This window comes from Mycobacterium sp. (genome assembly GCF_046095365.1).
Classification (GTDB): Bacteria; Actinomycetota; Actinomycetes; order Mycobacteriales; family Mycobacteriaceae; genus Mycobacterium.
This window is the reverse complement of sequence record NZ_JBJTJF010000098.1, coordinates 1-14,447: the sequence shown is the minus strand read 5'-3', so window position 1 is coordinate 14,447 and position 14,447 is coordinate 1. Positions and strand designations below refer to the sequence as shown.

Here is a 14,447-nt window from a genome sequence, read left to right as displayed (position 1 = left end):
CGGCGGATGCGGTGTTCCAGTCGCTGGCGGCGGGGGCGACGACGACGGTGACGGTGAATTACACCGTCTCCGATGGTGTCGCGGCGCCGGTGTCGACGTCGGCGAGTTGGACGGTGACCGGCGTCAACGACGCCCCGGTGGTCAGCGGTGCGGTGACGGGCACGGCGACACAGGGCGGGGCGGTGGTCACCCTCGACGCACTGGCCCACACCACCGACGTCGACACCGCGACCTTGTCGGTCACCGCACCGGCCGGTCTGCCGGCCGGGGTCACCTACGACCAGGCGGCAAAGACCTTCACCCTGGATCCGACGAACAGTGCCTACTCCACGCTGACCTCTGGCCAGAGCACCACGGTCACGGTGAACTACACCGTCTCCGATGGTGTCGCAGCGCCGGTGTCGACGTCGGCGGTCTGGACCGTCAACGGTCCGCAGGCCATCGCCTCCACCGACGGCGGCACAGTGACCCTCGGCAGCCTCGGCACCTACTACGACTCGGCGACCGGCACCACCTTCACCCGATCCTCGACCAAGATGATCATCGACTTCCCCAGCGCTAACTGGCAGGACCTGCACATCACCTACACCAGTAACAACGTCAACAGCAATACCCTCACCAAGAACTCCGCGAACGGGTTCACCACCGCTGACGGCATCCTCACCAAGAACTCGAACACGAAGGTGACGATCAATCTCGCGTCGTCGGTCGCTTACAAGCTGACCGTCAATTACAACGGCCGAAGCAACGGGACGTTCTTCCTGATCCCGGCCGTGTAGCGCCGACTCAGCCCGGCGGCGGGACGCCCAACACCCGCTGGATGTCGGCCTTCATCGCCTGCAGCTGGGCGCCCCAGTAACCCCAACTGTGGGTCCCGGCCGCCGGGAAGTTGAACACCGCGTTGCGTCCGCCGGCGGCCAGATATCTCTTCTGGAACTCCTTGGTGGTGTCCAGCGTGACGTTCTCCAGGTAGCCCGCCGTGAACGAGCCGAGCAGGGAGGGATCGGGGTCCAGCTCCGACGGCGCCCCGGTGCCGCAGTAGACCCACACCGCCGTGCCGTTGGCCACCAGCCGGGGAATGTTGACCATCGGGTCGTTGCGCGTCCAGGCGACGTCGCTCTTGGGACCCCACATGTCGTAGGCGCTGTACCCGCCGGCGTCGCGCATGGCGACGTTGATCAGGATCGGCCACAGTCCCACCGACGGGTTGAGGAAGCCCGACAACGACGCCGCGAACAGGAACTGCTCCGGGTGCCAGATCGCCAGCGTCAGAGCCGGACCGCCCGACATGGACAGCCCGACCACCGCATTACCCGTCGGCGACACGCCCTTGTTGGCCGCCAGCCAGGCCGGCAGTTCGCGGGTCAGGAACGTCTCCCACTTGTAGGTGACGGTTCCACTGCGACCGGTGGCCGGCCGGTACCAGTCGGCGTAGAAACTGGACTGTCCTCCGACCGGCATCACCACCGACAGTCCCGACCCGTGATACCACTCGAACGCGGCGGTGTTGATGTCCCAGCCGCTGGTCTCGTCCTCGGCGCGAAGGCCGTCGAGCAGATAGACCGCGTGCGGCCCGCCGAACTGGAATTCCATCCGGATGTTGCGTCCCATGGCCGGCGAGGGCACGTCGAAGATCTCGATGGGCAGCCCGGGGCGGGAGAACGCGTCGGCGGCCGGAGCCGGTGCGCAGGTGACGGCCAGCAGCGCAGCGGCAGCGGCTGCGATCCGCGGGCGTGTCCTGGACGGCATGCCGGGAAAATAGCGGCTCGACGGCCGGTGTTCCCGCGTGCCGCGCGGGCCGTGACCGCTTCGTTAGGCGACGGATTCCCCGGGGATGTCTCCCGCGCGGCCGGACGGTCCGTCTAGACGACCTCGGCGGTGACGTTCTGTCCGTTGGTCATTCCGTCGGTGCGGTGGTCGGTCATGGTGCGGCATTCGCCGTAGAGATGCACGACGCCCTTGGGGTCGTAGGCGGTCGGGGGACGGAACTGCGCGACGACCCCTCCCCGGCCGAGTACCCGGCCGACGTAGGAGCTGCCGGGCGGAGGTCCCTGGCCCCAGCCGTCGGCCTGCATCGCCGCGGCGATCCGAGTGAAATAGCCGTCGGCCGGCTGCCCCGCCGGGATCGCGAAGCCGATCTCCAGCGAGCCCTGATACGGCGGCTCGCCCTGATCGTTGCACGAGGTGAACGAGAAGCCGGCGTCGACGTCGCGCAGCCTGGCGACGGCGACGATCCGGCGTGCCAGGGCAATCAGCTCGGACTTGGCCGCATCGTCGCCCGGCGCGGCGGTCGGCGGCGGCGGTCCGTCGGTCATGGGAGTGCACCCTCCGGTAAGGAGAGCAGACGCGCACAACGCGGCCGCGACGGCGCAGCGTTGCTTCGGAGTCGGCAGCGGGGTCATCGGTATCCATGGTTGTCGTGGACGGTGTCACCGGCGCGTTCCCATTCCGGGTCTATCACCTCGGGTGCCCCGGAGACGGGGATCGAGACATCCGGCAGGTCGATGACGCCGAATCCGGGGATACTGACGGTGTCCGGCAGCCTGAGGTCGGGGACGTGCCGCGTTTGGGCGAGCAGACCGTCGGTGACCAGCCTCGCGCCGCGGCCGGTCGAGATCTCGGTCATCGCGCGCAGCGACTCGCTGCCGATCGTGTAGTAGTGCGAGTGGTCGGCGACGCTGAGGCCGTCCGACCCGGGCACTTCGGAGCGAAACCGCTTGGCCCCGAAGCTTTCCGCGGCCGGGTCGGCGCCCAGGCCCGCCACCGGGCCGAGCGGGTTGCCGATCGCGGCGTTGGCCACCAGGCCGGCGGCGGGGCTGACTCCCAGCCAGCCGACCGGGTCGGTCGAGGCGTCCCCGACGTACACCCCGCCCCCGCCGGCGAGGTGAAAGTCCGCTGCCGAACGCGCCAGATCGGTTCCGGGACAACCCAAAAGGACGACGTTGGTGGCCGGCATCCCGACCACCGCGGCGTCGGCGACGGTGGTCGAGCCGTAGGAGTGGCCGATCACGGTGAGGTGGTTGCCCCCGCCGAGGTGGGTGGCGGCCAAACCCTCGACGTCAGCGGCCAGCATGCCGGCTCCGGTGCGGGCCAGCCACGGAGTCGCGATGCGCAGATCCCTCACGTCGTCGGGGGAGTCGTAACCCATCCACGCGACGACGGCCGTGGCACCCGGGTCTGCGATCTGGGACTGGCTGAAGAGGTGCAGGGCGTCGTCGTGGCCGTCGGAGAGCCAGCCGCCCCGAACGCTGCTGCTGGTGCCGGGAACGACCACCGCGGTGTTGCGCGCGGTGTCGGGGTTGCCGATCGCGATCACCGCGCGGCCTTTGGCGTCGAACGCCAGAGGGTCGTAGGCCAGCAGATAGACCGGGTTGGCGCCGCGGTCGCCGGTGTTGTGGCGCAGCCCTTCGGCGGTCCGAACGGCATTGCGGTAGCGGCTGACCGCGGCGGGGGACACGCCGTACCGGCCGGCGTCGGCGACCACCTCCTCGGCCGAAACGCCGGCGCGCTCAGCGGTTCGGTCGACCGCGTCGAGGTCGTGGCGCAGCACCCGCAGGTTCGCCTCGTTGCGGGCGGTGACCGGAACCCCGTTGAGATTGCCGATCCCGGCGGGGTTGCCGCGCAGTTCGGCGGCCTGCTGCCCGGGCGTCAGCGAGCGCCACCACGCGGTCGTGGCCGCGGGATCGCCGGCGGTCGGGGTAGGCCCTGAACGTGGGAAGCCGAGGGTCCCGTCGGCCAGGCTGATCGCGGCGGCCAGTTCCGCGTCGACGTAGACGGCTGCGGCGAGAATCGCGTCGAGCCGGCCCTGAGCAACGGCCAGGGTCGGCAGAGCGGCGCCACCCGGGAACCCGGGGCCGGGCAGCACCCGGCCGGTGAGCGGGTCGATTTCCAGACCCGCGGCGCGGACGTCGTCGTCGAGGGCGTCCAACGCTGTCTTGATCGTCTCGATGTCCCCGGCGGCCCGCGCCGCCGCGCGCGCGACGGCCAGAGCCTCCCTGGCATGGGTCTCGAGGCACATGCGGGTCAGCCCGATGGAATCCCACGCCGCCGCCGCGGCGTACCCGCCCCAGGCCGTGAGGGCGGGAAGCTCGGCGAGAATCCGGGAGGCCTCGTCGCACGAGGCCCCCCGCGCGGTCGCGGCGCGGACCACCTCCCGGACGGCTTCGGGATCCCACCGTTGGATGTCGGCGACGCTGAGTTCCATGACGTGCCCGTCGGCCTCCCTCGCTCGCGGCGTGTCGGCGCAGAACCTAGCCAGCCCCTGGGGGCCGGGCAATTCACCGCCGCGAGGGGATTCGGCCAGCTCGGCCCCCGACCTTCCGGTTGGTCGGGAACCGATACCCTAGGCAGATGAGTCTGGACACCGAGGCGGGCCCTGACGTGCGTGAAGCCGTGCACGCCGCGGCCCGCCGGGCCCGGGTCGCAGCGCGCACGCTGGGCACCCTGACCACCGTCGTGAAGGACCGCGCGCTGCACGCCGCCGCCGATGCGGTGCTGGCCCGCACTCACCAGATCCTGGCCGCCAACGCCGCCGACCTCGATACCGCCCGTGCCGCCGGTACGCCCGAGGCGATGCTGGACCGGCTCGCGCTCAACCCGCAGCGCGTCGACGGTATCGCTGCCGGGCTGCGCCAGGTGGCCGGTCTGCCCGACCCGGTCGGGGAGGTGCTGCGCGGGCGCACACTGCCCAACGGCCTGCAGACACGCCAGCTGCGGGTGCCCCTCGGGGTCGTCGGCATGGTCTACGAGGGCCGGCCCAACGTCACCGTCGACGCCTTCGGGCTCACCCTCAAGTCGGGCAACGCCGTGCTGCTGCGCGGCAGCTCCTCGGCGGCCAACTCCAACGCCGAGCTGGTGAGGGTGCTGCGCGGGGCGCTGTGCGGGGAGGGCCTGCCCGAGGACGCGGTGCAGTTGCTGCCCAGCGCCGACCGCTCCAGCGTGACCCATCTGATACAGGCCCGCGGGCTGGTCGACGTGGTGATCCCGCGCGGGGGAGCGGGACTGATCGAGGCCGTGGTGCGCGACGCCTGCGTGCCGACCATCGAGACCGGTGTGGGCAACTGCCACGTCTACGTCCACGCCGATGCCGACCTTGACGTCGCCGAGCGAATCGTGTTGAACGCCAAGACCCGTCGGCCCAGTGTGTGCAACGCCGCCGAGACCCTGCTGATCGACGCGGGTATCGCCGGCGCCGCGCTACCCAGGCTCGTCAGTGCGTTGCAGGACGCCGGGGTGAAGGTCCACGAGGAACCGACCGAGGACGAGTTGCGCGCGGAGTTCCTTTCGATGGACATCGCCCTGGCCGTCGTCGATGGCCTGGACGCGGCGATCGAGCACATCAACACCTACGGCACCGGCCACACCGAGGCGATCGTCACCCGCGACCTGGCGGCCGCGCAGCGCTTCACCGAACGCGTCGACGCCGCCGCGGTGATGGTCAACGCCTCCACCGCCTTCACCGACGGCGAGCAGTTCGGGTTCGGCGCCGAGATCGGCATCTCCACCCAGAAGCTGCACGCCCGCGGGCCGATGGGCCTGCCCGAACTGACCTCGACCAAGTGGATCGTCTACGGCGACGGCCACACCAGGCCCGCCTGACGACTGGAGGCTTTCTTGACCACCACCCCGGCCCGTCCGGCCCCGCTGTTCGCCGACATCGACGACGTCACCGCCAAGCTCACCCGGACCGGCTATCTGCCCGACACCGCCACCGCCACAGCGGTTTTCCTGGCCGACCGCCTCGGCAAGCCGCTGCTGGTGGAGGGCCCGGCCGGGGTCGGCAAGACCGAACTGGCCCGCGCCGTCGCCCAGGCCACCGGGTCGGGCCTGGTGCGGCTGCAGTGCTACGAGGGCGTCGACGAGGCCCGCGCGCTCTACGAGTGGAACCATGCCAAGCAGATCCTGCGCATCCAGTCCGGCTCCGGTGACTGGCAGGCGACCAAGGACGATGTGTTCAGCGAGGAGTTCCTGCTGTCCCGGCCGCTGCTGACCGCGATTCGGCGCACCGAACCGACCGTGCTGCTCATCGACGAGACCGACAAGGCCGACATCGAGATCGAGGGCCTGCTGCTGGAGGTGCTCTCCGACTTCGCCGTCACCGTCCCGGAACTGGGCACCATCACCGCCACCCGCAAACCGTTCGTGGTGCTGACCTCCAACGCCACTCGCGAGTTGTCCGAGGCCCTCAAACGCCGATGTCTGTTCCTGCACATCGACTTTCCCGACGCCGATCTGGAGCGGCGGATCCTGCTGTCGCGGGTACCCGATCTGCCCGAGCGCCTGGCCGAGGAGCTGGTGCGCATCGTCGGTGTGCTGCGCGGCATGCAACTCAAGAAGGTCCCGTCGGTGGCCGAGACCATCGACTGGGGCCGCACCCTGCTGGCTCTGGGTATGGACACCATCGACGACGCCACCATCGCCGCCACCCTTGGCGTGGTGCTCAAGCACCAGTCCGACCAGCAGCGCGCCGCCGGCGAACTGCGGCTGAACTGACATGGCCCGCCGACCCCGACCGCCGCAGCCGCTGGCGCCCCATGGTCTGCCCGGCCACCTGGTCGGCTTCGTCGAAGCGCTGCGTGCGCAGGGGATTTCGGTCGGACCGTCGGAGACCGTCGACGCCGGTGAGGTGCTCAGCGTGCTCGATCTCAGTGACCGCGAGGAGGTCCGCGAGGGTCTTGCCTGCGCCGTGCTGCGCCGCGCCGACCACCGCCAGACCTACGACGCGCTGTTCGACCTGTGGTGGCCGGCCGCCCTGGGCGGACGCACCGTGCTGGCTGACGAGAACGCCGTCACGGTCGACGAACTCGACCCGCAGGACCTCGACGCCATGCGCGAGATGCTGCTGGAGCTGCTCACCGACAACCCCGACATCGGAGACCTCGACGAGCGGCTGGTGGCGATGATCGCCCAGATCGTCGAGGCGCACGGCCGCTACACCTCCAGCCGCGGCCCGTCCTACTCGTCCTACCAGGCGCTCAAGGCGATGGACCTGGGCAAGCTGGAGGGCCGGCTGCTGGCCGGCCTGCTGGCCCCCTACGGCGACGACCCGTCGCCCACGAACGAGCAGATCGCCAAAGCCCTTGCGGCGCGCAAGATCGCGCAGTTGCGCCGGATGGTGGAGGGTGAGACCAAGCGGCGCACCGCCGAGCAACTCGGCCGCGACCACGTCCAGATGTACGGCATTCCGCAACTGGCCGAGAACGTCGAGTTCCTGCGCGCCTCCGGTGACCAGCTGCGCCAGATGCGCCGGGTGGTGGCGCCCCTGGCCCGGGTGCTGGCCGCCCGGCTGGCCGCGCGGCGACGTCGGGCCCGGGCCGGCTCGATCGACCTGCGCAAGACCCTGCGCAAGTCGATGTCGACCGGCGGGGTGCCGATCGACGTGGTGCTGCGCAAGCCCCGCCCGGCCCGTCCGGAGTTGGTGGTGCTCTGCGACATGTCCGGTTCGGTGGCCGGCTTCAGCCATTTCACCCTGCTGCTGGTGCACGCGCTGCGCCAGCAGTTCTCCCGGGTGCGGGTGTTCGCGTTCATCGACACCACCGACGAGGTGACGCACATGTTCGGCGCCGACGCCGACCTGGCGATCGTCATCCAGCGCGTCACGAGGGAGGCCAAGGTGTTCACCCGCGACGGGCACTCCGACTACGGCAATGCCTTCGTCTCCTTCACCGAGAATTTCCCCGGCGTGCTCTCCCCGCGCAGTTCGCTGCTGGTGCTCGGCGACGGCCGCACCAACTACCGCAACCCGGCCGTCGACGTGCTGGCGCACATGGTCACAGCCAGCCGCCATGCGCACTGGCTCAACCCCGAACCCAGGCACCTGTGGGGCAGCGGCGACTCGGCGGTCCCGCGCTACGAAGACGTCATCACCATGCACGAGTGCCGCTCGGCCAAGCAGCTGGCCGCCGTGATCGACCAGCTTCTGCCGGTCTGAGAAGTAGGCTTCCACCTCATGCAGTCCCGGCGCAGGCTCGGCGTGATGGGCGGGACGTTCGATCCCATCCACAACGGCCATCTGGTCGCGGCCAGCGAGGTCGCCGATCTGTTCGGACTCGACGAAGTGGTCTTCGTCCCGACCGGCCAGCCGTGGCAGAAGGAGCGCCACGTCGCCGCCGCCGAGGACCGCTACCTGATGACCGTCATCGCCACCGCCGCCAACCCTCGGTTCTCGGTCAGCCGGGTCGACATCGACCGCGCCGGGCCCACCTACACCACCGACACCCTGCGCGACCTGCGCGCGCTCTACCCGGACTGCGACCTGTTCTTCATCACCGGCGCCGACGCACTGGCCTCCATCCTGACCTGGCAGGGCTGGGAGGAGCTGTTCGGGCTGGCCACCTTCATCGGCGTCAGCCGGCCCGGCTACGAGCTCACCGGCTCGCACGTGGTGGCAGCCATCGGCACGCTTCCCGAAGGGGCGCTGCGCCTGGTCGAGGTGCCGGCGCTGGCCATCTCGTCCACCGACTGCCGCAACCGCGCCGCCGACGGCCGGCCGATCTGGTACCTGGTGCCCGACGGTGTCGTGCAGTACGTGGCCAAGCGCGGTCTGTACCGGGTGGCCAGGGAGGCGGTGAGGTGACCGCATCAGCGGAGGCCGTGCGGATGGCGACCGTGGCGGCGCGGGCCGCGGCGTCCAAGCTCGCCCAGGACGTCGTCGTCATCGACGTCTCGGCCCAACTGGTCATCACCGACTGCTTCGTGATCGCCTCGGCCTCCAACGAGCGTCAGGTGGGCGCGATCGTCGACGAGGTCGAGGACAGGATGCGCGAGGCCGGGTACAAGCCGGCCCGCCGGGAGGGCACCCGCGAGGGCCGCTGGGTGCTGCTGGACTACGTCGACATCGTCGTGCACATCCAGCACACCGACGAGCGCAACTTCTATGCGCTCGACCGGCTGTGGCGGGACTGCCCGCTGGTCGACGTCGATCTCGACGCCGGAGCCGCCGGGGAGCAATCGTGAGGGTGCGGAGGCTGGTCATGCTGCGTCACGGCCAGACCGAGTTCAACGCGGGCAGCAGGATGCAGGGCCAACTGGACACCGACCTGACCGACCTGGGCCGCGCCCAGGCCGTCGCCGCGGCCGAGGTGCTGGCCAAACGGCAGCCGCTGCTGATCGTGTCCTCCGACCTGCGCCGCGCCCACGACACCGCCGTCACCCTCGCCGAGTGCAGCGGCCTTCCGGTGCAGGTGGACGCCCGGCTGCGGGAAACCCATCTCGGTGACTGGCAGGGCCTGACCCACGATCAGGTCGACGCCGCCGCCCCCGGGGCGCGCGCGGCCTGGCGCGACAATGCGCGGTGGGCGCCGCACGGTGGGGAGAGCCGCGTCGACGTCGCCGCACGCAGCCGGCCACTGGTCGCCGAACTGGTTGCCGGAGAACCGGAATGGGGCGTCGACGAACCCGATCGGCCGGTTGTCCTGGTCGCGCACGGTGGCCTGATCGCCGCACTGACCGCGGCTCTGCTCGACCTCCCGGTGGACAACTGGCCGGTCCTGGGCGGAATGGGTAACGCCAGCTGGGCGCAGCTGTCCGGGTACGGGCCGGCTGAGGCCGACCCGGAGGATGTGCGCTGGCGACTGGACGTGTGGAACGCATCGGCGCAGGTGGCCAACGATGTCCTCTGACGGCCTTACCCGCCGGGGGCTGCTGGTCTTCTGCGACTCGCTTTCCTATTACGGTCCGCAGGGCGGTCTGCCCGCCGACGATCCCCGCATCTGGCCCAATATCGTTGCCGCTCAACTGGGTTGGGACTGCGAGATCGTCGGCCGCATCGGTTGGACCTGCCGCGACGTATGGTGGGCGGCCACCCAGGATCCGCGGGCCTGGGCAGCGCTGCCGAAGGCGGGCGCGGTGATCTTCGCGACCAGCGGGATGGACTCGCTGCCCTCCCCGTTGCCGACCGCGGCGCGCGAACTGATCCGCTATGTGCGCCCGCCCCTGCTGCGCCGCTGGGTGCGCGACGGCTATGGCTGGCTGCAGCCCAGGCTGTCGCCGGTCGCGCGCTCGGCGCTGCCGCCGCACCTGACCGTCGACTACCTGGAAATGACCCGCGCCGCAATCGACTTCAACCGGCCCGGCATCCCGATCGTGGCCTCCCTGCCGTCGGTGCACATCGCGCCCACCTACGGCCTGGCCCACCACGGGCGTCCGGGAACCGCGGCCGCCATCACCGACTGGGCGGCAGCTCACCGGGTTCCGCTCGTCGACCTCAAGGAAGCCGTCGCCGAGCACATCATGGCCGGCCGCGGCAACCCGGACGGTATCCATTGGAACTTCGAAGCGCACGAAGCGGTGGCCGAGCTGATGCTCAAGGCGCTGGCCGAGGCGGGGGTTCCGCAGGACGCTGCGGGCTGATCGCGATGCCGGTTGTCGTGGTGACGGACTCCTCGGCGCGGCTGCCGGCCGACGTCGCCGCCGACTGGGGCATCCGGGTGGCCCCGCTGCACGTCCTGCTCGACGGTGCAGACCTGCGCGACGGCCTCGACCAGATGCCTGCCGACCTCTACCAGCGGCCCCAGGTCAGCACCGCCGGCGCCAGCCCCTCCGAACTTGCCGAGGTGTACCGGTCGGCACTGGCCGCCAGCCGCGGTGACGGCGTGGTGGCGGTGCATCTGTCCACCGAACTGTCCAGCACGGTGGGTGCCGCCGTGCACGCCGCCGCCGAGTTCGCCGGCGGAGTCCGTGTGGTCGACTCCCGCTCGGCCGGCATGGGCACCGGGTTCGTGGCCCTGGCGGCCGCCCGGGCGGCACGCGGTGGGTCCGATCTGGAAACCGTTGTCGCGCAGGCTGAAACGGCGGTGCCGACCGTGCATTCCTACATCGTCGTGCAACGGCTGGAGAACCTGCGCCGCAGCGGGCGGATCGGAGCCGCTGCGTCCTGGCTGGGCACCGCTCTGGCGCTCAAACCGCTGCTGACGATGGACGGCGGCAAGCTGGTGCTGGCCCAGCGGGTGCGCACGACCTCCAAGGCGATCGCCGCGATGGTGGAGCAGGTGCTCGACGTGGTGGGGGTGGGGCGGGCGGAACTGGCCGTGCACCATGTCGACAATCCGGACGGGGCTGCCGACCTCGCCGCGACGCTGTCCAGCGCGCTGCCGGCCTGCGGAACTCCGGTGATCACCGACCTCGGCCCGGTGCTCGGCGTGCACCTGGGGCCGGGAGCGCTGGGTGTGGTGGTCAGCCTTTCAGCTTGTTGAGCCAGGCCCTCGCGTCGCCGACGCAACTCTGCGGCAGTGAGAAGTGGTCGTCCTTGGGGTACTCGCGGGTCTCGACGGAGCCGCCGAGTTTCCTGGCCGCGTCGACGTATTTGGTCTGCCAGCTCACCGGCACCACGCTGCCGTTGTCGAAGGTGTCGATGCACACCAGCACCGGCGCGACGGGTTTCCGCTGTCCCGCCGAGCTGGCGTCGATGGCGTCCTTCCACTCGCTGAAGTTCGGCGGGCTCGGGTTGAGCACCGCACCCTTGAGCTTGAACATGCGCAAGATGGTGTCGTTGAGGTGATGAACCGGTTGGTTGTTCCACGCCTTGTCGAGGATCTCCACACCCAGCGGGGTGAACGCCTGCGGCAGTTGCAGCTTCGAGGGGTTCGCCGCGTAGGTGCCGGCCAGCACCATCACCAGATGCGAGTCCGGGGGGATGCTGGGATTGTTCAGAGCCGCGGTGACCGACGCGGGATTCTCCAACGCGATTCGGCTGACGCCCGGGGACATCGGCACCGTCCCGATGAGCTTCAGATCGCCGTAGTCGGCCGGATCCAGTTCGGCCACAGCCGCCGCCGCGCCGCCGCCCTGCGACCAGCCGGCGCAACCCAGAGCCGTTCCCGCGCCGGCGTCGAGTTTGCGCACCGCGTGGGCCATGTAGATCGCGTCGCGGGCGTTGGTGATGTTGACGGTGTACTGGTGCATCCCGGGCGTCCCGAGGCCCTGGTAGTCGGTGGCGCACACCACCCAGCCGTCATCGATCCAGCCCTGCAACCCGGGCACCCCGTAGTCGATCTGACGGGTTGCCTCCGGGGTGAAGTAGGTGATGAGTTCGCGCGCCGGGTCCGGCTGGGCCGACGGGCAGGCTGCGTCGCCGAGGCCGGTGGTGCCGTGGCACCAGGTCAGGATCGGACGGTTCGCACCCTTGTCGGCCGGGGCGATGACGATGCCGCTCGCCTCCTGGGCGACGTTGTTGACGTCACGGGAGATGTAGCGGATGCGCCAGGCGCGCGCGCCTGTGATCCCGGTGTCGATCGGTTCCTCCGAGAGCAGGCTTCCCGGCTCGCCCTTGGGCGGCTCGGGGATCATCGGCTTGGGCGTCTGTGCGGCGGCCCCCTCGGTTGCGGCCTTCTTCTCTGCGTCCCTGGCGCATGAGGTGAGCAGTGGGGCGGCCAGCGCGACCCCGCCGATCCCTGCGATGAATTTCCGGCGTTCGATGTGCATCCGCGCGAAACTACCCGAACCGCCCGGCGATCGGGGGCAGATCCTTGAGCGTCACGATGCCCGGTTCGGCGGCCACGACCGCCGGCACCGCGTTCGTCACCGGCATCGCGGTGTAGATCATCCCCAGGCCCATGAAGCCGGGTTCGGCCCAGCCCTTCGGCGGCAGGCAGTGCAGCACGGTGCGCATGTTCGGCACGCCGAAAACCTGGATGACGTGGCCGTGCTCGAGCGGTTTCGGTGGGACGACGTGGTTGCCCATGGTCCAGTTGAAGCCGACGCTGACGACGTTGCGCTCGCCCACCCAGCCGCGGTGGTAGCCCATGACGCCGCCGACGGTGCCCTCCGGGATGGTCATGAAACCGAGGTCGCTGTCGCCGGTGGCGGGGGTGAACGTGACGTCGAATGTCATCCGGTCCAGGGAGGCGCCGATCGCGTCGGCCATCATCGCAGCCGACTCGGCGAACACCTCGCTTTCCCGGCGCACGCTCTCGGCAAGACCCGGGGTGTCCGGGTCTTGGGAGAAGCCCATCGCGGTCTGGGTGCCGGCCGATTCGTAGGTGGAGCAGTCCACCGACTCGGTGATCCGGATCTCGTCGACGCGTTCGCACGCCCCGGAGAGCACCATGCCGACCATGTTCGTCATGCCCGGATGCGCACCGCTGCCGAAGATCGTGGATTGTCCACGCTCACAGGCATTTCGGATGCGGTCGAGGTCCGCGGGGGACTGCTTGCCGCCGGTGATCCACGCTGCCGAGGTGCACACGTTGACACCGGACTCCAGAAGGTGTTCAAGCTCGTCGATGCTGGGCCACAACGGGTTGTAGCAGCAGGCATCCGGACGAGCGGCCAGTAGGGCGTCGATGTCGTTGGTGGCGGTGATCCCGGTCGGCTGTCGCTCCCCGGCCGGCCAGCCCGCCAACTCCGCGGCGTCCACCCCGACCTTGTCGGCGCCGTGGGCGTAGACACCCACCAGTTCCATGTCGGGCCGGCCGATGATGGCGTGCAGGGAACGCCGGCCGATGTTGCCGGTGGTCCACTGGATCACCCGGATGGGCCGGTCGGTGCTGGCGGGCATGGCTGTCTCCTCGTGAACGGTCTGCTCAGCAGTATGGACAGCCCGGGGTCCACAGTCCCGGATTCCTCCACAGGCCGGGGGGGACGGCGCTGCGGCGCGGTCTGGTGGTCGGGCCCCCGGCCTACTTTCGCCCCATGCGCACTGAGGAGCCGCTGATCGCCCTGAACCGCCGTCTGCGGGCACTGCCCGGTCTGGTCGAGCCGTCCGGTGAGCGGGCCGAGGACGACGAGTCCGACCAGACGGCCCTGGAACCCGGCTGGGTGCCCGACGGGCGGCCGCCGGGAGGTTGGCTGGCCGCGGTCCGTGCCGACCCGGGCCGCGCCGGGGGAGTCGCGCTGGCCGTCGTCGCCGCGCTTGCCGTCATGGTGACGGTGTTCACCCTGGCCCGCCAGCACCCGGCTCCGGTCGCCTCGGCGAAGCTGCCGCCGGTGGAGCCGGTGCCGTCGTCGTCCCCGCCGCCGCCCGGCCCCGCCCCGGGCGCGCCCGTGGATCAGCAGGTGGTCGTCAGTGTGGTGGGACTTGTCGGGCAGCCCGGGCTGGTGACGCTGACACCGGGTGCGCGGGTCGCCGATGCCGTGTCAGCCGCGGGCGGGCCGCTGCACGGCGCCGACACCATCGGTCTCAATCTCGCCCGCCGCCTTGCCGACGGCGAGCAGATCGTCGTCGGGATCGCGGCCCCGGCAGGGCGGCCGCCGGTGCTGGGCAGCTCGGCCGGCCCGGCCGCAGAGGTGCCGGTTGCTCCCGCGGCACCCGCGAAACCCGTTGGGCCCATTGACCTCAACACGGCGACGGCCGAGCAGCTGGATGCGCTGCCGGGGGTGGGCCCGGTCACCGCCTCGGCGATCGTGGCCTGGCGGACGGCCAACGGCCGGTTCTCGGCCGTCGATCAACTCGCCGAGATCGACGGTATCGGTCCGGCCCGGCTGGAGAAGCTGCGTCCGCTGGTGCGGGT

The 14,447-nt window shown here is 70.6% G+C and carries 15 protein-coding genes; 10 read left to right on the top strand and 5 right to left on the bottom strand.

What is annotated here, in order from left to right; translation table 11 throughout:
- Positions 1–779: cadherin-like domain-containing protein (locus ACKOQ4_RS08495; protein WP_526290787.1), on the top strand; the 779-nt coding region annotated here is incomplete at its 5' end.
- Between the two features lie 7 nt (positions 780–786).
- Here the strand turns inward: ACKOQ4_RS08495 and ACKOQ4_RS08490 are convergent.
- The 3 genes from ACKOQ4_RS08490 to ACKOQ4_RS08480 form a co-directional block, all read right to left on the bottom strand.
- Positions 787–1,749, bottom strand: coding sequence for an alpha/beta hydrolase (locus tag ACKOQ4_RS08490; RefSeq protein ID WP_526290785.1), 963 nt, complete (start codon positions 1,747–1,749; stop codon positions 787–789).
- A gap of 113 nt (positions 1,750–1,862) precedes the next feature.
- Entirely contained in the window at positions 1,863–2,315 is a 453-nt protein-coding gene (locus ACKOQ4_RS08485; protein WP_526290783.1) for a lipoprotein LppJ family protein, read from the bottom strand.
- 83 nt (positions 2,316–2,398) lie between these two features.
- The gene (locus ACKOQ4_RS08480; protein WP_526290781.1) at positions 2,399–4,204 is read right to left on the bottom strand and encodes an alpha/beta hydrolase; all 1,806 of its coding nucleotides are present in this window, start codon (positions 4,202–4,204) and stop codon (positions 2,399–2,401) included.
- A gap of 146 nt (positions 4,205–4,350) precedes the next feature.
- Between ACKOQ4_RS08480 and ACKOQ4_RS08475 the strand changes: the two genes are divergently transcribed.
- Genes ACKOQ4_RS08475 through ACKOQ4_RS08440 form a run of 8 tightly spaced genes read left to right on the top strand, consistent with a single transcriptional unit; the run spans position 4,351 to position 11,192 of the window.
- Positions 4,351–5,598, top strand: coding sequence for a glutamate-5-semialdehyde dehydrogenase (locus tag ACKOQ4_RS08475; RefSeq protein WP_526290779.1), 1,248 nt, complete (start codon positions 4,351–4,353; stop codon positions 5,596–5,598).
- Positions 5,599–5,613: 15 nt separating this feature from the next.
- Entirely contained in the window at positions 5,614–6,492 is an 879-nt protein-coding gene (locus ACKOQ4_RS08470) for an AAA family ATPase (protein WP_526290777.1), read from the top strand.
- Between the two features lies 1 nt (position 6,493).
- Positions 6,494–7,930, top strand: coding sequence for a vWA domain-containing protein (locus tag ACKOQ4_RS08465; RefSeq protein WP_526290775.1), 1,437 nt, complete (start codon positions 6,494–6,496; stop codon positions 7,928–7,930).
- 18 nt (positions 7,931–7,948) lie between these two features.
- Positions 7,949–8,575: a nicotinate-nucleotide adenylyltransferase gene (gene nadD / locus ACKOQ4_RS08460; RefSeq protein ID WP_526290774.1), complete on the top strand. Its 627-nt coding sequence runs from the start codon at positions 7,949–7,951 to the stop codon at positions 8,573–8,575.
- A complete protein-coding gene (gene rsfS / locus ACKOQ4_RS08455) occupies positions 8,572–8,955 on the top strand; it encodes a ribosome silencing factor (RefSeq protein ID WP_526290771.1) in 384 nt (127 codons plus the stop codon). Before nadD ends, rsfS begins: the two co-directional genes overlap by 4 nt.
- Entirely contained in the window at positions 8,952–9,620 is a 669-nt protein-coding gene (gene gpgP, locus ACKOQ4_RS08450; protein WP_526290769.1) for a glucosyl-3-phosphoglycerate phosphatase, read from the top strand. The genes rsfS and gpgP overlap by 4 nt, the downstream gene beginning before the upstream one ends.
- Positions 9,610–10,350: a diglucosylglycerate octanoyltransferase gene (gene octT / locus ACKOQ4_RS08445; RefSeq protein WP_526290767.1), complete on the top strand. Its 741-nt coding sequence runs from the start codon at positions 9,610–9,612 to the stop codon at positions 10,348–10,350. The genes gpgP and octT overlap by 11 nt, the downstream gene beginning before the upstream one ends.
- Positions 10,351–10,355: 5 nt before the next feature.
- The gene (locus ACKOQ4_RS08440) at positions 10,356–11,192 is read left to right on the top strand and encodes a DegV family protein (protein ID WP_526290765.1); all 837 of its coding nucleotides are present in this window, start codon (positions 10,356–10,358) and stop codon (positions 11,190–11,192) included.
- Here ACKOQ4_RS08440 and ACKOQ4_RS08435 read toward each other — a convergent pair.
- Complete coding sequence (locus ACKOQ4_RS08435) at positions 11,173–12,420, bottom strand: lipase family protein (RefSeq protein WP_526290763.1); 1,248 nt, start codon at positions 12,418–12,420, stop codon at positions 11,173–11,175. The two genes, ACKOQ4_RS08440 and ACKOQ4_RS08435, sit on opposite strands and share 20 nt — an antisense overlap.
- Positions 12,421–12,430: 10 nt before the next feature.
- On the bottom strand, positions 12,431–13,495 hold the full coding sequence (locus ACKOQ4_RS08430) for an NAD(P)H-dependent amine dehydrogenase family protein (RefSeq protein WP_526290761.1): 1,065 nt from the start codon (positions 13,493–13,495) through the stop codon (positions 12,431–12,433).
- A 134-nt stretch (positions 13,496–13,629) separates the two neighbouring features.
- Between ACKOQ4_RS08430 and ACKOQ4_RS08425 the strand changes: the two genes are divergently transcribed.
- Positions 13,630–14,447: ComEA family DNA-binding protein (locus tag ACKOQ4_RS08425; RefSeq protein WP_526290759.1), on the top strand; the 818-nt coding region annotated here is incomplete at its 3' end.